The sequence below is a fragment of the Paenibacillus sp. Aloe-11 genome (genome assembly GCF_000245715.1).
In the GTDB taxonomy this organism is placed as follows: Bacteria; Bacillota; Bacilli; order Paenibacillales; family Paenibacillaceae; genus Paenibacillus; species Paenibacillus kribbensis.
Window position 1 is genome coordinate 44,979 of record NZ_JH601072.1, and the last position, 17,460, is coordinate 62,438.

Below are 17,460 nucleotides of genomic sequence, written 5' to 3' on the forward strand. Positions count from 1 at the left end.
GAAACACCAGATGCTAAATCCATCTGATCCGTTCCCAATTATGATTTTTCTGTATTTTCCATTTGTGCAATACCGTACGTGATCAATTCTCTCAATCTGTCCAAGCGTCCATCGCTATAAAGAAAGCCGATCAGTGCCTCCAGCGCAGTCGCGTGACGGTACTCAAGTACATCCGCATTTTTGGGCAGGCTTCCTGACTTGGCGTTTCTCCCTTGCCGGACAATGTCGGACTCTTCCTCCGTCAGCACCTTTTCCAGCAATCCCAGCATACGGCTCTGCGCCTTCGCGGAGACTAGCCCTGTGGCTCGGCGATGCAAATGATTGGGGCGCAGGTTGGGCTGTGCCAACAAATATTGACGGACGGCGACCTCATACACGGCATCGCCAATGTAAGCTAACGCAATGGGAGGCATCAGACGGGCCGGTTTGGACGCAGGATACGGGAACCAGTTTCCCGCGTCCTTCAAAGCCCCCGTATTCAGTGGCTTATCATTCATTTTCGCCGCCACCGCATACCCTGCGCCGTATCCTCAAGCACAATGCCTTTAGCAGCCAGCAGATCACGAATTTCATCAGCTCTGCCCCAGTTTTTGGTTTTACGAGCTTCGACACGTTCTGCGATTAATTGCTCAATTTCATCATCCAACAGCTCTTCTTTGGGTTCCGAATATATACGAAGTACTTTATTCATCGAATCAAAGGTATGCAGCACGGCCTGCAATTCTGCCTGATTGACAACATCACGCTGCAACAGATGGTTGGCTTCGCTGACCCATTCGAATACCGCAGTAATCGCATCAGGTGTATTGAAATCATCATCCATTTTTTCGCCAAACTGCTGCAAAATCCCGTCAAGCTTCGTTTGCAGCCCAGCCGATACTTCTTCATTACCTTTCAAAGCATTAGCTAAACGATGCTTTACGTTGGCGACTGCATTGGCAATCCGTTCGACACTGTTCTCCGCCTGACTCATCGTCTCTTGGTTGTAGTTCAACGGATTGCGGTAATGTGTCGACAGCATAAAATAGCGTAAAGCCTCGGGCTTGTGACGAGCACGCAGATCTTTAACCAAAATACCGTTACCGAGCGATTTCGACATTTTTTCATTATCAATGCGAATATATCCGTTATGCATCCAGTAGCGGGCCAATGGCTTCCCCGTAATCGCTTCGGATTGCGCGCATTCACATTCATGATGCGGAAATTGCAAATCCTGTCCGCCACCATGGATGTCCAGCGTATCCCCCAAATAATGGCGAGCCATAGCCGAGCATTCGATATGCCAGCCCGGTCGTCCATCTCCCCAAGGGCTCGACCAATAAATTTCTCCCGGCTTTGCTGCCTTCCAGAGCACAAAATCTTCGGCATTTTCCTTACGCTCATCCACATGGATGCGAATTCCGAACTGAAGCTCCTCCAGATTTTGACCTGACAGTTGTCCGTAATCTTTGAACTTTTTGGTCCGATAGAACACATCGCCATCATTCTCATAGGCATAGCCTTTGTCTACCAATTCCTTAATAAAATCAACAATCAGCTCCATGCTCTCTGTTACGCGCGGATTTATGCTGGCGGCAGGAACATTCAATCCGGTCAGATCCTCATGATAGGCTGCAATAAATTTCTCGGCAACTGCCGGAACCTCCATATCAAGTTCCCGAGCTTTGCGGATCAGCTTATCATCGACATCTGTAAAATTCACTACATAGTTCACATCATAACCCAAATACTCCAGGTAGCTGCGTACCAAGTCAAACACAATTACAGGTCGTGCATTACCAATATGAATATAATCATACACGGTAGGTCCGCATACATACATTTTAACCTTTCCAGGCTCCAGTGGCACAAAAGGCTCCCGACTCCTCGTCATTGTATTATAAATTTGAAGCGGCATCGTTATGTTCCTCCCTCATGAAAATTATCCTTGTCATTTATTCTCTTGGGTCACCTGATGTTTCCGAGCAGATTGCTCATCCTTCAAATCAGACAATTCTGCACGTAATCGTTCTATTTCCAATTGAAGAGCCCGTATAGAATCTACGACCGGATCAGGCAGCTGATGACTAAGTCGGTCTGGACGTCTGCCATCCTGTCTGACCACTCGCCCCGGTATCCCCACTACCGTACTGTTAGGCGGAACCTCTTTAAGTACAACCGAGTTGGAGCCAATGTTGGACTGCGCCCCAATTGTAAAAGATCCCAATATCTTGGCGCCAGAGCCTATAACTACATTATTCCCAATAGTGGGATGGCGCTTCCCCTTCTCTTTTCCGGTCCCTCCAAGAGTGACCCCCTGATACAATACGACATCGTCGCCAATCTCACAGGTTTCACCGATGACCACTCCCATACCATGGTCAATGAACAGCCGATCTCCGATACGAGCGCCAGGATGAATTTCAATACCTGTCATAAACCGCGATACCTGAGATATAACACGAGCTAGAGTACACCACTTTCGTAAGTAAAACCAATGTGCGATTCGGTGTGCCCAAAGGGCATGAACGCCGGAATACGTAAAAATGACCTCCAGCTTACTCCGGGCGGCCGGATCATTATCCAAAACAGTCTGAATGTCGGATTTGATATGTCTGAACATGTCGCCCTCCTACTCCCTCTATATCCTTGCCGCATCTTCACAAACTTCACGTTTCGCCAATTTTCGCATCCATCAGCATTCTTCGACATTTTTCAATCTATGTCGAGTCTGAATCTGATAAAAATGAAAAAGCGCCTCCGCAGCCTAAGCTGCAGAGACGCATGAACGTGGTTCCACTCTGCTTCGGACATATCTGCTGCCTAAAAAGCAGAGAAGTCCGTCTTTGGCGTCCGGTAACGGGAACGACTCGGCACGCCCTTGCCACAACCAGCGGTTGATGCTAATTAGGGTTCGGGCGCACGGCTCCCAGGTGCATTTCCTCCGCAGGTCATCTGGACGGCTTCCAGCCCGGGGTTTCCCTCGGCCGTCCTCTCTGGCAGATGCCCATATGCAGTGTACTTCTCCTGTTCGCAGCCTTTACACGTAAATATCAATCCGTATCAATGGAGTCATTATAGCGAAAAGACAACAAATTGACAAGAAATATCAGCCTTTAATTTGTGCCTTAAGTCGGTCCAACACCTTGTCGCGTCCAAGCAAATAGATGGTTTCGTTCAGATCCCGACCATGAGTTTGACCTGTAAGAGCCACACGAATCGGCATGAACAGCTGTTTACCCTTAAAGCCAGTTTCCTTTTGAACTTCCTTGATCAGCTTGGCCATTTGTGGAGCAGTAAATTCCTCGCTTGCTTCAACCTTGCCGGCAAAGGCTCTAAGCACCTCAGGAACCTGCTCTTCCGCCAGCACAGCCGCCGCTTCGGCATCCATCTCCAGATGTGAACGGAAAAACAGCTCAGACAACGCTACAATATCGGACGCAGAAGTCATCTGCTCTTGATATAAGCGAACGAGGGCCTTAGCCCAATCCTGCTGTTCTGCCGACAATTCAGTCGGCAACAGCCCCGCTGCCTGCAAATGAGGAATCGCCATGCTGGCAATCCGCTCAGGATCAGCCTTTTTAATATAGTGATTGTTCAGGTAAGCAAGCTTGTTCGTGTCAAATACGGCCGGGCTTTTGGACAAACGATTGGGATCGAAAATTGAAATCAGTTGCTCCCGATCATAGATCTCTTCTTCGCCTTCCGGGGACCAGCCCAGCAACGCAATAAAGTTGAATATAGCTTCCGGCAGATAGCCCAGCTTGTCATACTGCTCCATGAACTGAATAATGGACTCGTTACGTTTGCTGAGCTTTTTGTGATCCTCGCCTACGATCAGCGTCATATGACCAAAGCGTGGAGGCTCCCAGCCGAGAGCTTCAAAAATCATCAACTGCCGCGGTGTATTGGAAACATGATCCTCACCCCGTAGTACATGTGATATTTTCATCAAATAATCATCAACTGCTACAGCGAAGTTGTATGTCGGAATACCATCTTTTTTGACGATAACAAAATCGCCGCTCTCCTTGGAATTGAACGTAATTTGACCTTTAACGATATCGTCAAACGTATACTCGCGGTTCTCCGGTACACGAAAACGAATGCTTGGCACACGGCCCTCTGCCTCAAATGCCTGACATTGTTCTTCTGTTAAGTCACGGTGCTTTCCAGAATAGCGTGGTGTTTCCCCACGTGCCGTCTGCTCTTCACGCTCGCGTTCCAGTTCCTCCTCCGTGCAGTAGCAGCGGTAGGCCAAACCACGATCCAGCAAATCCTGCCAGTATGTTTTGTATATGTCCAAGCGTTCGGTCTGGCGATAAGGTCCAAACTCGCCTCCCACGTCTACACTCTCATCCCAATCCATGCCCAACCATTTCAAATATTTAAGCTGACTTTCCTCTCCGCCCTCAATATTGCGCTTTACATCTGTGTCTTCGATGCGAATAATAAATTTCCCGCCTTGATTGCGGGCAAACAAATAATTAAATAATGCCGTTCTGGCATTTCCAATATGCAAATGTCCTGTAGGGCTTGGTGCATAGCGTACACGAACTTCCGTGCTCATATAATCTCCTCCAAATTGAATTACTCAAGATGATAGCATTTATTTGATAAGACAGACAACCGATTGAGCCGCGATCCCTTCGCCCCGCCCGGTAAAGCCAAGCTGCTCTGTCGTAGTCGCCTTGACGTTGACCTGGGATGGCTCCTCTGCTTCCAGCGCGCGGGCGATGACTTCATTTATCTGCGGGATGTACGATGCCATTTTGGGCTTTTGCGCAATAATCGTAGAATCAATATTCCCCAAGCGATACCCCCGCTCTTTAGCCAGGCCCCAGACATGCTCCAGCAGCTTCAGGCTGTCGGCATCCTTAAATTCCGGGTCGTTATCCGGAAAATGCTTTCCGATGTCTCCCAAGCCAAGCGCGCCAAGGATGGCATCGCTAATGGCATGCAGCAGCACATCTGCATCGGAATGACCCAGCAAACCTTTTTCATACGGAATATTCACGCCTCCGATGATGCATGGCCTTCCTTCCACCAACTGGTGAACGTCAAATCCTTGTCCTACTCTGATCACTTGATATCCTCTCCCTCTGTCTTTACCCATAACGCCGCCATGTCCAAATCCTCAGGCGTAGTAATTTTGATGTTCTTGTAGCTGCCTTGAACGACCGTAACCGGAATGCCTAGCCGCTCCACCAACATAGAATCATCTGTCCCCAAAAATCCCGCCTGCTCCGCTTCCTCATAGGCACGAAGCAAATCGGAAAGACGAAAAGTCTGTGGCGTTTGAATACTCCACAGACTTCGGCGATCCGGCGTTGCTGTAATGATACCATCCCCGTTCACTTGCTTGACCGTATCCTTTACAGGTACTGCCGCTACAGAAGCACCGGTACGCTGGGCCGCCTCCAGACATGAACGTACAAGCTCAGGCTGGATCAATGGGCGCACACCATCATGCACCATCACCCAATCCGCATGCAAGTGGCGCAGGCCGCGATACACCGAGTGCTGGCGTTCACTGCCACCAGCTACTACCTGCACCTCTTTACCGATCTGGTATTGACGAATCCATTCCCGACAGCGCTCCACATCTTCAGCTCCCGTCACCATCACCATTTCATCCACTTCGGGCATAGCTGCAAATATTTCAAGTGTATGTATGAAGATGGGCTTGTCCCGCAAAAGCAGAAATTGCTTACTCTCCTGCGTCCCCATACGGGAGCCGCGCCCGGCCGCCACAATAACGACCCCTACCCGATTGTTCATTGAAATAACTCCTGCCCTGATCGCACTTGTACGATCCGTATGATAACACATCTACTTCATCATACCGCGTTTATTGAGCTTTTTCCAATAATTTCGGTTTAGCAAAGATCATACGACCTGCAGAGGTCTGAAGTACACTTGTAACCAGCACCTCCATCAGGGAACCGATATAGTCACGTCCGCCCTCCACAACAATCATCGTACCATCATCCAGATAGGCTACACCCTGTCCATGCTCCTTGCCGTCTTTAATAATCTGTACCATAATTTCCTCACCGGGCAATACGACAGGCTTGACTGCATTCGCCAAATCGTTAATGTTCAGCACCGATACACCTTGAAGCTCGCATACCTTATTCAGGTTAAAATCATTGGTTACAACTTTACCCTCCAGCACCTTCGCCAGCTTGACCAGCTTACTGTCGACCTCTGAAATTTCCTCAAAATCCCCTTCATAAATGAGCACATTCACATCCAGCTCTTTTTGGATTTTATTCAAAATATCCAGACCCCGACGTCCACGATTACGCTTAAGCAAATCAGATGAATCTGCAATATGCTGAAGCTCCTCCAACACAAATTCAGGAATCACAATCGTTCCCTCAATAAAGCCTGTCTTACAAATATCCGCAATACGCCCATCAATAATGACGCTGGTGTCTAAAATTTTATGTTCCTCCAGCTTCCGTTCTTCTACGCCCGCCCCCCGGCCAAAAAAGCCAGAGCTCCAAAAGGATGACAGCTCGTCCCGTTTTTCCAGACCGACCATCAATCCTACATATCCGCATACAATGGTAACGGCTGTCTGAATCAGTTGACCAGGTGCTCCCAACCATGATAAGAGCGGGTATACTGCCAAGGAAAGTATCAATCCCACCGCTAGTCCAATTACCCCTGCCAGCAACTCATTCATAGGTATCCGTACCAGGCCTTCAATACCCTGCTGCAGCCGATTCGCCACCGATGCCCCTGCGAATGAGCAACCGGCCATAAACAGCACTGCTCCTGCAATCATCCAAGCGGCCATTCCCGGTAAAGAACCATCATTCAACCACTGCGGCATCCATGATACGATACCTCCTACCCGATAGTACAACGTATAGCCAAACCATGCTCCACACAATCCTGTAAAAGTTAAAATAGCCTTTCTCCACATCGAGTCTCTATACCTCCTTTATTTGTTTTCATACATCCTGCTATTTATTGGATATACACCATTTTCCTTACCAGTATGATCCAATTCTCGCGCAGCTAACCCTGTGTTTTCATTTTTTATGCACAAAAAAAGCATTTATCTCCCTGAAATGATTCAAGGAAATAAATGCTCATTTGTTTCTTGCCTGATACTAACGTTGCGAATGACGATATTGATCGTCCTGCTCTTCCTGATTGGAACGCTCCCGATCACGTCCACGTCTGCGTGAAAGTTTACGGATGTTCAGTTTCATTCCATATAATGCATACAGTACCAGTGGAACAAAAATCAGTTTCGATAGCTGATCGGGAAATTTAACAGCCAGCACTACCGCTGCAATCACAACCCAAGGAGCGATCCAGATCGTTTTTTTCGGCAGGCCGACCTTTTTAAAATTCGGATATCTCATGGAGCTGACCATCAAATAAGAGACCAGCAGCATGGCAATCGACATGTATAACAATGAAATATCGTTATGAAATAAGGACAAAGTGGCTAATACGCCACCTGCTGCCGGAATTGGCAAACCGGTGAAATAACCTGGTACACCGGGGCGTACGTTAAATCGAGCCAAACGCAAAGCTCCGCACATCGGAAAAATGGCCGTAACCGTCCAAGCCAAAGCCGAATTGGCATCATGAAAAGCAACCATGTACATAATAACTGCAGGAGCTACACCAAAAGATATCATATCTGATAAGGAGTCCAGTTCTTTACCGAATTCGCTCTGGGCATTCAGCGCCCGGGCCATTCTTCCGTCCAGTCCATCCAACAACATGGCGACAATGACCATAATAGCGGCAAGACTGTATTTTCCGTCTACGGCCAGTAAAATGGCGATCATTCCGAGAAACAAGTTACCCAAGGTAAACATGTTCGGAATTGATTTGGTAATCATCTCTTCACCTCGATGTATGAATTGTTCCATTATAATCCTTTCACTGTATTACATTTACATTTGCCTGTCAATGAAAACTTGCTCCTGCAACCGTTTGAGACCTTCTTTAATTGTACGCGCACGAACCTCTCCAATGCCATCCACTTCATCCAGCTCTTCAATCGTGGCTGTCATCACATGCGTAAAACGTCCAAACCGCTCCACCAGATTATGAATAATCACATTCGGTAGACGCGGTATCTTGTTCAGCACCCGATACCCGCGTGCAGCAATATACTCCTCTGACGTTGCAGCCGAAGACGGATAACCAAGTAAACGTACAATATGGTTCACATCCAGCAACTCGTCGTCCGTAGATCGCTTGAGTCCGAGTATGATTTCACGAATTTTCTCATCGCTGTCGTCTTTAGCATAATCCTTGTACAGCAGCCAGGCTTCTTCCTCTATATTGCTGACAAGCTCCTCCATCTGCATGCTAATGAGTCGGCCTTCGTTTCCAAGCTCGTTAATAAAGCGTTTGATTTCCATTTTAATGCGCAATACCATTTCAATCCGCTGAATGACATTAACGACCTCCGGCATGGTAACCAGCTCTTCGAATTCAGATGCTGTCAAATTCGTCGAGGCTTGCCCCAACACGGATCTATATTTTTCCAGCGTCTGAATCGCCTGATTGGCTTTCGTTAAGATAACTCCGATTTCCTTGAGCGCATAGCGTAGCGTTCCCTGATACAACGTGATAATATTACGCCGCTGGGAAATGGACACAACTAGCTTGCCTGTCTGCTTTGCAACTCGCTCTGCTGTCCGATGCCGAATTCCTGTTTCAATCGACGAAATAGAAGAGTCAGGAATCAATTGCGTATTTGCGTATAAAATCCGCTTTAAATCTTCGCTCAATATGATTGCGCCGTCCATTTTAGCCAATTCATACAAATAGTTCGGCGAAAAATCACAGTTAATAGAGAAACCACCATCCACGACTTCCATTACTTCCGGGCTATAGCCAACGACCAGAAGAGCGCCCGTTTTAGCACGTAAAACGTTTTCCAATCCGTCGCGAAAGGGAGTTCCCGGTGCCACAAGCCGCAGCAAATCATTCATTTTATCCAGTTGGCTCGCTTCTTTCATTCTCATTGCCCCCTAATCTAATGCGGCTGCCAATGCATCTGCCACCGTTGCTACTCCTATAATTTGTATCCCTTTCGGATGTGTCCAGCCCTTCAAGCTTTTCTCCGGCATGATCACCCGTTTGAAACCCAGCTTTTCCGCTTCCCGCACTCGCTGCTCTGCTCGGGATACAGCTCGCACCTCGCCTGTCAGCCCTACTTCGCCAAAAATCACATCGTACGGCTTGGTAGGGGCATCCCGAAAGCTGGAAGCGATGCTCACCGCTATAGCCAAATCCACCGCAGGCTCATCCAGCTTTACACCTCCGGCTACATTGAGATAAGCATCCTGATTTTGCAAAAACATACCCATTCGCTTTTCCAGCACAGCGATGATTAATCCCATCCGATGATGGTCGATTCCTGTACCCATTCGGCGTGGAGAAGGAAAATGCGTGGCTGCAATCAGTGCCTGCAGCTCAACCAGCACAGGCCGAGTTCCTTCCACACTGGCTACGACAGTGGAACCAGCCACCCCCAGTGGTCGTTCAGACAGGAAAAGCTCAGAAGGATTCGCCACCTCACGCAAACCACTTTCAGCCATTTCAAAAATACCAATTTCATTCGTAGAACCGAAACGGTTCTTAACTGCACGCAGCAGCCGGTACGTGTGATGACGCTCTCCTTCAAAATAAAGCACGCAATCGACCATATGCTCCAACAGACGCGGGCCTGCAATTGCCCCTTCTTTGGTCACATGTCCTACCAGTACCGTAGCAATACCTAGTCCCTTGGCAATTCGCATAAAGCGTGAAGTACACTCCCGCACCTGAGCCACACTCCCCGGCGCACTTGTCACCTCAGGCAAATATACGGTCTGAATAGAGTCGATCACCAAAAACTCGGGCTTCAAGCTGTCCACTGCTTCTTCAATCGTCTCCAAATTTGTTTCGCATAATACGTATAAATTGGGAGATAAGGCACCCAGACGGTCTGCACGCAGCTTCGTTTGACGAACCGACTCCTCACCAGACACGTACAGCACCTTTAAACCGGTTAAAGCGAGCTCATTAGATGTTTGTAGCATAAGCGTAGACTTGCCAATTCCCGGATCACCGCCCACCAGAACGAGGGACCCTGGCACTACGCCTCCGCCTAGTACACGATTCAATTCGCCAATTCCCGTCAAAATTCGTGCTTCTTTGCCACTCTCTACCTCAATAATAGGGAGCGGCTTATCTTTTGTGCTATGAGTAAGAAGGGAAGAACCCATTCCTTGAGTTTTTACAATGCTTTCCGTTTCTTCCACCATGGAATTCCATGCCTGGCATCCAGGACATTTTCCGTACCATTTGGGCGATTCATACCCGCATTCGGTACAGGAAAATTTAGTTTTCACTTTAGCCATACTTTGATCCCTGGCTCCTTATTGACGACAAATGATGTCAAATTTATCTGTTACAGCCCGGAATGAGCTGTAACAATAAAAGTTTACCATTGAAGCTTGGCGGACGTAAAGCAATATCACAAACTTTTCCAAAGCATTTATCCAACACTTTCGCAGTGTTCAATATACAAAAAGAGTGCCTTCGCAATGGCTTTTTAGCCTGCGAGACACTCTTTTGCACAGCTTTATTTAGTAAAACGTTTTAGGACTTCGCGGATACGTTATCCTTTTTCGTTACTGTCAATGCACCATTCTCCTCATCAATGAGCAGAGAATCACCTTTAGCAATATTTCCAGTCAACAGCTCCTCGGACAGACGATCCTCGATATGCTTCTGGATTGCACGCCGCAATGGACGCGCACCGTAAGCCGGATCAAAGCCTTCCTTCGCAAGGAATGTCTTGGCCTTGTCTGTCAGATCAAAGTCCACCTCATACTCATTTAGACGCTTACGCAGTTCCTCAGACATGAGCGACACGATTTCCGCGATATGTTTTTCTTCAAGAGAATGGAAAACGATAATTTCATCAATCCGGTTCAAGAACTCAGGACGGAAGCTTTTCTTCAGTTCATCCATCACTTTGCCCTTCATGTTATCGTAATCCGCTCCAGCGTCCACAACGGCTGTAAAGCCAAGCGTGGAGTTGCGTTTGATCGCCTGTGCACCTACATTGGAGGTCAGGATGATGAGGGTGTTGCGGAAATCAACGACACGGCCTTTGGAATCGGTCAGACGTCCATCTTCCAGCACTTGCAGCAGAATATTGAATACCTCCGGGTGTGCTTTTTCGATTTCATCCAGCAACACAACAGAGTATGGCTTACGACGTACCTTCTCGGTCAGTTGGCCGCCCTCTTCATATCCAACATACCCTGGAGGCGCTCCTACCAGACGGGACGTGGAGTGCTTCTCCATATATTCAGACATATCAATACGGATAACCGCATTTTCATCTCCGAACATGGATTCAGCCAATGCACGTGCCAATTCGGTTTTACCAACTCCAGTTGGACCGAGGAAAATAAAGGAGCCGATCGGACGCTTCGGATCTTTCAGACCCGCACGTGCCCGGCGAATGGCCCTACTTACTGCCTTAACAGCTTCCTCCTGCCCAATCACCCGCTCATGCAGCAGCTGTTCCATATTCAGCAAACGATGTGTTTCTTCCTCTTTCAGCTTGCTGACTGGGACACCTGTCCAGATTGCAACGACCTGAGCGATATCCTCCGGCGTAACTTCGGAATCTGTACGACCCTGTTGTTCTTTCCATTGGTTTTTCGTAACATCCAGCTCTTCACGAATTTTTTGTTCTGTATCACGCAACGCTGCTGCCTTTTCGAACTCCTGGCTTTGTACCGCTGAATCCTTTTCCTTACGGATATCTTCCAGACGGTTTTCCAGCTGTTTCAGGTTTGGCGGTACGGTGTAGGAATTCAGCCTTACCTTGGAGCCTGCTTCGTCAATAAGGTCAATGGCTTTATCCGGCAGGAATCGGTCAGTGATATAACGATCAGACAATTTTACTGCCGCTTCAATAGCCTCATCCGTGATTTTCACACGGTGATGCGCTTCGTAACGGTCACGCAGACCATACAAAATTTGAATTGCTTCTTCCGGAGAAGGTTGGTCCACTGTAATCGGTTGGAAACGACGCTCCAAAGCAGCATCCTTCTCAATATATTTACGGTATTCATCCAGCGTTGTCGCACCGATGCATTGCAGTTCGCCACGCGCCAATGCAGGCTTCAGGATGTTGGAGGCATCAATTGCACCTTCCGCTCCACCAGCACCGATCAGCGTATGCAGCTCATCAATAAACAATACGATGTTACCGGCTTGACGAATCTCGTCCATAATTTTTTTCAAACGATCCTCAAATTCACCACGATACTTGGTGCCTGCTACCACAGAGCCCATATCGAGTGTCATTACGCGTTTGTCGCGCAGCGTTTCAGGAATCTCATTTGCTATAATTTTTTGTGCCAATCCTTCGGCAATCGCTGTTTTACCTACCCCAGGCTCACCGATCAGAACCGGATTGTTCTTAGTACGGCGGCTGAGCACCTGAATGACGCGCTCGATTTCCTTGCTACGCCCAATAACAGGGTCCAGGTTGTTTTCTTTCGCAGATGCCGTCAGATCGCGTGCGAGACTATCCAGGGTTGGTGTGCTGACATTAGCCGGAGCACCGTGGTGACTGGAAACCGCCTCGCTGCTGCCGAGCAATTGAAGCACTTGCTGACGCGCTTTATTCAGACTGATGCCCAGATTGTTCAGTACACGGGCCGCTACGCCTTCGCCTTCACGAATGAGACCAAGCAAAATATGCTCTGTGCCTACATAGGTATGACCCAGTTTGCGCGCTTCATCCATAGACAGCTCGATGACCTTTTTGGCACGTGGAGTATAGGCAATGTTCGTCGGTTGCTCTTGACCGCGTCCAATAAGCGTCTCCACTTCATCCTGGATTTTTTCCAGTCCCAGCCCCAAACCGATCAAGGCTTTGGCTGCTATTCCTTCGCCTTCACGAATGAGGCCGAGCAAAATGTGCTCTGTGCCAATATTGTTATGTCCCAATCGAACAGCTTCTTCCTGGGCCAAGGCAAGCACTTTTTGTGCACGTTCCGTAAATCTTCCAAACATCATATATCCTGCACCTCCACAGTGTGTATTTCAGATAAAAATATATATTAAAGGGTTGAGCCTAATTTTTGCCGGATCAGCTTCGCCCGGTACATATCGCGCTCACCGGTGTTCATTTTATCGCCAAAGCTTTTTTGCAGGAATCCGGGTTGTGTCATCACATTCAGCTCATTCATCGCTGCGATGGATGGACGCTCCAAAATCCCCAAATCTACGCCAAGACGTACATCGGACAGCCGCTGCGCAGCCTCCTTCGAATCCAGCACCGCTGCATATGACAAAATACCGAATGAACGCATCACTCGATCTGTAATTCGCAGCATGGACTCATTCATCAGCCGTTCTCTTGCAGAACGCTCGTGCTCTATAATTTGCAGCACCACGCCATGTAGATTTTCAATAATCTCCGCTTCGGTTTGTCCTAATGTAATCTGATTGGATATCTGAAACAAATTACCGACCGCTTCGCTGCCTTCACCATAAATACCGCGAACCGTAAGACCTACCTGTGAAACAGCAGACAATATACGATTGATTTGGTGAGTCATGACTAATGCGGGCAGATGCATCATCACCGAAGCTCTCATACCTGTGCCGACATTCGTCGGACAACTGGTCAGAAAACCTCTCCGATCATCAAATGCATAATCAACATGCGCTTCAAATGCATCATCAATGACCATAGCTCGTTCCCAAGCTTCTCTAACCTGACATCCCGGATACAAGCACTGAATACGCAGGTGATCCTCTTCGTTTATCATAACACTAACCGATTCATCATCACTAATCAACACAGCACCGTTACGAGATTCGTTCGCCAAATTAGGACTAATCAAATGCTTCTCAACCAGTACCTGCTTGTCGATCTCATCCAACTCGGATATTTTCAAGGTATGAAAAGTACCAAAACGACCCAAATCATCATACTGAAGGATATCCGTCAAGCGTTGAAGCACTTCTTCCGACTGCTGATTGGTAGCAAGCATGGGAAAAGGCAGATGTTGCAAGTTACGCGCAATTCTTACCCGACTGCTAATGACAATCTCCGAATCCGCAGCATCACCACGCATCCAATCACTTAGCGGCTTTTCCGTAAATCGGATATTGGGCATCACGCATTCCCTCCTACTCTTCACAAACTTTACTCTTCAGTCATTTCTTTTTCAAGCTTTCTGATTTGATCCCTAAGCTCGGCAGCTGCCTCGAATTCTTCCTGTACAATATGCTGTTGCATCTCTTTTTTCAAATCGTCAATTTGCCGTTTAACCTTCAATCGGCCTCCAGTCCGGACCGGAACTTTACCCACATGACCTGTGCTGCCATGCACACGCTTGAACAGAGGGTCCAGACGACTGTCAAAATATTGATAGCACGACGGGCACCCAAAACGCCCCAGTTTACTAAACTGTGTATAGGTCATGCCACAATCCTTGCATTGCAGATTTTGTGGGCCAGTGTGACCTGAAGAGTGGCTCTTGGTACTGGAGTCAAAATCCAGCATCCCCGACAACAAGCTATGAATCGAAAAGCCGTTAGGTGTTCCAGGGAGCATTTCCCCTTTTTCCTTCGCACATGTCTCACAAATATGAAACTCTGTCTTTTCGCCATTCACAATTTTGGTGAAATGCAAAGTTGCCGGCCGCATATTACATTCTTGGCACAGCATAAAAGCACCTCCTTCAACGTCTGGATTTTCACAAATCCCTACATCTGAATCGCAAATCTCTATTCACTGGTTAATGGCTACTGGCTATTTGGTCGCCAGCAACGAGATCAGCATAGCTTTAAGCAACCTTGCTCGCAGTTGGTCGCGATAGGGAAGCTTCAGCAATAATGTATCCCTCGATAAAGCGGCCTTCATTAAACACGCTTCCCTTTTGCTTAAAAAATGGGCTTCCTCCAACTGATAAATCAGTCCCTCTGCCGCCGATTGGCTAATTTCCTCCCCGATGCTTTGATGAAGGTGTGTGTGGATCGCATGCTGTGCAGGCAACTGAATTCGCTGAATGCGAATATAGCCCCCACCACCACGCTTACTTTCCACCACATAGCCTTTTTCCAGCGTAAAACGGGTACTAATTACATAATTGATCTGCGACGGCACGCAAGAAAAGCGGTCAGCCAAATCATTGCGCTGAATCTCCACTAAACCCTGGGGACTTTCCAGCAATATGTTCTTCAAATATTGTTCAATAATATCGGAAACATTGCGCATTTCATCATCCTCCACTAACGGAAACGCAAGTATTCAAGTACATTTCACGCTCCTCAGAGTCCGCCGTATATTGAACTTAACCAAACGGTAAAGTCACGAATCTAAGCTGTATCAGGACCTTCCACCCTGCTGCATCTCTTGAAAACGTGCCGTTTAGTCTCTAGTGTGACCTATATTTGCGATAAATCATACACTTCTCTTATGTTGACAAGAGGCAGCTTCTAACTATCCACAAATGATTTCGATCTTCATTAGCTTCTTGCTGTTAAAATACTCTATACGGCCAATCAATCAGCATAATTACCTTCAAATGGATCGCACTAGATTTACTTGACTTTGACTTTCTTTGACTATATTCACATTATAGCACACTTTTCATTTTTGCCAAGGGGTCAATACCATTTTTCGCAATCTAATTATGTTTTATACAATATAAGAAAAAAACTCTCTCCATTCTGGAAAGAGTCCTGAAAAAACTGCCCGCTATGTCACTCTCGTACCACTACACAAATGGATCATGCTTCCCGTCGCCAATACTACCAGTTTCTCGAATGAAATCTGGGCCGGGATTAGAAAAAATCCAACAAAAGCGTCTGTTTTACTGGTATTACACGTTTCAGTGCAGACACAGACTCACCGCGTCCTTCAATACGCCCCCACTTATATAAATCATCGGCCAGCTGATAGCCAAGCATTAGGGCCGTCAGCGATTGGATGCCAAGACTCAAGTCAGCTGCTATGACGTTTTCGGAAGAATTGCTTGTATCTACGCTCTCTAAATATCCTCGTCCTTCTGCGTTTATCGTCAATGTCCATACTCCTTCATTCCATGGGGCATAACGATCTGACAGATTCAAGGTCAAGCGTGTTTCCTCTCCAATTGCCTCAAAAGGGTATTTCTCTACAAAAGCAGCTGCATCCACAATCCGACCCATAAAATAAGGCACAGTTTCCTGTTGAACTCGCGGATCATCGAGTAAAAATGGCAGATTGTCATCTGCCGGAACGTAAATAAATTTACCTTGGGTTATCATGGAGTCATGATTTGCAAAATAAGTCCATAAAGCCCGACGTGCTGTTTCATTCTCATATACCATTTCATCGCAATTCAGCTGCTTATCTTCAATTTTGTATAGTGCATATCCCTGCGGGGTGCCTGCTTCAGAGTAATAAACTACAGTTCGATAGTTCTCATTTAGAATCCGCTCCTGCCACCATTCCTTATCACGTACCAGCGTGCCATTATAACGCGAGGCGTACGCTTGATACACTTGGTTCAGTTCAGAAATATCTTTAATATCCCGCTTGACTATACCTTCTGTTGTAAACTTAGCAGGAAATTTGTCAATCGGGATAACATACTTTTTGTACTCAGTATACGTTTCCCATCCAAATTTACGATAGAAGGCAAAGGAGAATGGATGCAGAAATGAAAGGCTTTGTCCCGCAGACTTCATCTCTTTAAGCGCATGCGTCAACAAACGTGAAACCATGCCCCCGCGACGCTTTTCCGGCCATGTCGCCACACCTGCGATACCACCCATCTTAAAAACCTGACCATGTATGTATACCTGCAAAGGCAGCAAGGTCAGCTTAGCATTCAAGTCAAGCCCGTCGAAGATCCCCCATGCTTGTTCTGGCTTAAACCTTTTCTTGGATTTCTCCAGATCCTCCGGAGACATTGTAAACTGAAAAGCATATTGGGATAATTCAATAGCAGCTTCAAATTCCTCACTTCGTAATTGTCTGATCTCCATAACCTCGCCACCTCGCTCGTATACTTAGGTCTCCATAAAAAGATTGTGCACTTAGAGTGTCGCAAAGCCTTTTCTTTCTGTCAACCTTGGAAATGATAGTCATCGTTAAAATATATGTATATGCAAAAAGAGAGCCATAATCTCAATGAGATCATGGCTCTCTTCGTTTGTTGCTTGGCAACGTCCTACTCTCCCAGGACCCTGCGGTCCAAGTACCATCGGCGCTGGAGGGCTTAACGGTCGTGTTCGGGATGGGTACGTGTGGAACCCCTCCGCTATCGCCACCAAACATGAATTTGCTTCGCAAATTCTTCCGTATTGAAACTCGGTTCATCACAGCTGTGTGAATGAATTTCAATGCGTTTTTCGTATGCACTTGTACATACCCTCAAGGTGTTACACCCTGAAAACTGGATCCGAAACTCCATTGCGTCT

15 protein-coding genes and 1 rRNA gene are annotated in these 17,460 nt (G+C 47.2%); all 16 read right to left on the minus strand.

Annotated features, from left to right (window positions below):
* Nucleotides 1–38 precede the first annotated feature (38 nt).
* On the minus strand, nucleotides 39–497 hold the full coding sequence (locus WG8_RS22650; protein ID WP_007432601.1) for a Mini-ribonuclease 3: 459 nt from the start codon (nucleotides 495–497) through the stop codon (nucleotides 39–41).
* The gene (gene cysS, locus WG8_RS22655; protein WP_007432602.1) at nucleotides 494–1,897 is read right to left on the minus strand and encodes a cysteine--tRNA ligase; all 1,404 of its coding nucleotides are present in this window, start codon (nucleotides 1,895–1,897) and stop codon (nucleotides 494–496) included. Before cysS ends, WG8_RS22650 begins: the two co-directional genes overlap by 4 nt.
* A 33-nt stretch (nucleotides 1,898–1,930) precedes the next feature.
* Nucleotides 1,931–2,602, minus strand: a complete 672-nt coding sequence (gene cysE, locus WG8_RS22660) for a serine O-acetyltransferase (RefSeq protein ID WP_007432603.1) — start codon at nucleotides 2,600–2,602, stop codon at nucleotides 1,931–1,933.
* A gap of 486 nt (nucleotides 2,603–3,088) precedes the next feature.
* Complete coding sequence (gene gltX / locus WG8_RS22665) at nucleotides 3,089–4,549, minus strand: glutamate--tRNA ligase (protein WP_007432604.1); 1,461 nt, start codon at nucleotides 4,547–4,549, stop codon at nucleotides 3,089–3,091.
* Between the two features lie 39 nt (nucleotides 4,550–4,588).
* Complete coding sequence (gene ispF, locus WG8_RS22670; RefSeq protein WP_007432605.1) at nucleotides 4,589–5,065, minus strand: 2-C-methyl-D-erythritol 2,4-cyclodiphosphate synthase; 477 nt, start codon at nucleotides 5,063–5,065, stop codon at nucleotides 4,589–4,591.
* Complete coding sequence (gene ispD, locus WG8_RS22675) at nucleotides 5,062–5,760, minus strand: 2-C-methyl-D-erythritol 4-phosphate cytidylyltransferase (protein ID WP_007432606.1); 699 nt, start codon at nucleotides 5,758–5,760, stop codon at nucleotides 5,062–5,064. Before ispD ends, ispF begins: the two co-directional genes overlap by 4 nt.
* A gap of 70 nt (nucleotides 5,761–5,830) precedes the next feature.
* Nucleotides 5,831–6,916 (minus strand): PIN/TRAM domain-containing protein, encoded by a 1,086-nt coding sequence (locus WG8_RS22680; protein WP_007432607.1) that lies wholly within the window; start codon nucleotides 6,914–6,916, stop codon nucleotides 5,831–5,833.
* 190 nt (nucleotides 6,917–7,106) lie between these two features.
* Nucleotides 7,107–7,853 (minus strand): CDP-diacylglycerol--serine O-phosphatidyltransferase, encoded by a 747-nt coding sequence (pssA, locus tag WG8_RS22685; protein ID WP_007432608.1) that lies wholly within the window; start codon nucleotides 7,851–7,853, stop codon nucleotides 7,107–7,109.
* 54 nt (nucleotides 7,854–7,907) lie between these two features.
* Nucleotides 7,908–8,984, minus strand: a complete 1,077-nt coding sequence (gene disA, locus WG8_RS22690; RefSeq protein ID WP_007432609.1) for a DNA integrity scanning diadenylate cyclase DisA — start codon at nucleotides 8,982–8,984, stop codon at nucleotides 7,908–7,910.
* Between the two features lie 12 nt (nucleotides 8,985–8,996).
* Entirely contained in the window at nucleotides 8,997–10,370 is a 1,374-nt protein-coding gene (gene radA / locus WG8_RS22695; protein WP_007432610.1) for a DNA repair protein RadA, read from the minus strand.
* Nucleotides 10,371–10,611: 241 nt separating this feature from the next.
* Entirely contained in the window at nucleotides 10,612–13,056 is a 2,445-nt protein-coding gene (gene clpC / locus WG8_RS22700; RefSeq protein ID WP_007432611.1) for an ATP-dependent protease ATP-binding subunit ClpC, read from the minus strand.
* Nucleotides 13,057–13,100: 44 nt separating this feature from the next.
* Nucleotides 13,101–14,165 (minus strand): protein arginine kinase, encoded by a 1,065-nt coding sequence (locus tag WG8_RS22705; RefSeq protein ID WP_007432612.1) that lies wholly within the window; start codon nucleotides 14,163–14,165, stop codon nucleotides 13,101–13,103.
* A 29-nt stretch (nucleotides 14,166–14,194) separates the two neighbouring features.
* Nucleotides 14,195–14,719: a UvrB/UvrC motif-containing protein gene (locus tag WG8_RS22710; RefSeq protein ID WP_007432613.1), complete on the minus strand. Its 525-nt coding sequence runs from the start codon at nucleotides 14,717–14,719 to the stop codon at nucleotides 14,195–14,197.
* Between the two features lie 84 nt (nucleotides 14,720–14,803).
* Nucleotides 14,804–15,268, minus strand: coding sequence for a CtsR family transcriptional regulator (locus WG8_RS22715; protein WP_007432614.1), 465 nt, complete (start codon nucleotides 15,266–15,268; stop codon nucleotides 14,804–14,806).
* 569 nt (nucleotides 15,269–15,837) lie between these two features.
* On the minus strand, nucleotides 15,838–17,025 hold the full coding sequence (locus WG8_RS22720; RefSeq protein WP_007432615.1) for a GNAT family N-acetyltransferase: 1,188 nt from the start codon (nucleotides 17,023–17,025) through the stop codon (nucleotides 15,838–15,840).
* A gap of 172 nt (nucleotides 17,026–17,197) precedes the next feature.
* Nucleotides 17,198–17,314, minus strand: a 5S ribosomal RNA gene (gene rrf / locus WG8_RS22725).
* Between the last annotated feature and the right edge of the window lie 146 nt (nucleotides 17,315–17,460).

What these genes read in the sequence shown, in the direction of transcription:
- WG8_RS22650 (WP_007432601.1), bottom strand. Translation starts at nt 497, where the DNA reads ATGAATGATAAGCCACTGAATACGGGGGCTTTGAAGGACGCGGGAAAC.
- cysS (WP_007432602.1), bottom strand. Translation starts at nt 1,897, where the DNA reads ATGCCGCTTCAAATTTATAATACAATGACGAGGAGTCGGGAGCCTTTT.
- cysE (WP_007432603.1), bottom strand. Translation starts at nt 2,602, where the DNA reads ATGTTCAGACATATCAAATCCGACATTCAGACTGTTTTGGATAATGAT.
- gltX (WP_007432604.1), bottom strand. Translation starts at nt 4,549, where the DNA reads ATGAGCACGGAAGTTCGTGTACGCTATGCACCAAGCCCTACAGGACAT.
- ispD (WP_007432606.1), bottom strand. Translation starts at nt 5,760, where the DNA reads ATGAACAATCGGGTAGGGGTCGTTATTGTGGCGGCCGGGCGCGGCTCC.
- WG8_RS22680 (WP_007432607.1), bottom strand. Translation starts at nt 6,916, where the DNA reads ATGTGGAGAAAGGCTATTTTAACTTTTACAGGATTGTGTGGAGCATGG.
- pssA (WP_007432608.1), bottom strand. Translation starts at nt 7,853, where the DNA reads ATGATTACCAAATCAATTCCGAACATGTTTACCTTGGGTAACTTGTTT.
- disA (WP_007432609.1), bottom strand. Translation starts at nt 8,984, where the DNA reads ATGAAAGAAGCGAGCCAACTGGATAAAATGAATGATTTGCTGCGGCTT.
- radA (WP_007432610.1), bottom strand. Translation starts at nt 10,370, where the DNA reads ATGGCTAAAGTGAAAACTAAATTTTCCTGTACCGAATGCGGGTATGAA.
- clpC (WP_007432611.1), bottom strand. Translation starts at nt 13,056, where the DNA reads ATGATGTTTGGAAGATTTACGGAACGTGCACAAAAAGTGCTTGCCTTG.
- WG8_RS22705 (WP_007432612.1), bottom strand. Translation starts at nt 14,165, where the DNA reads ATGCCCAATATCCGATTTACGGAAAAGCCGCTAAGTGATTGGATGCGT.
- WG8_RS22710 (WP_007432613.1), bottom strand. Translation starts at nt 14,719, where the DNA reads ATGCTGTGCCAAGAATGTAATATGCGGCCGGCAACTTTGCATTTCACC.
- WG8_RS22715 (WP_007432614.1), bottom strand. Translation starts at nt 15,268, where the DNA reads ATGCGCAATGTTTCCGATATTATTGAACAATATTTGAAGAACATATTG.
- WG8_RS22720 (WP_007432615.1), bottom strand. Translation starts at nt 17,025, where the DNA reads ATGGAGATCAGACAATTACGAAGTGAGGAATTTGAAGCTGCTATTGAA.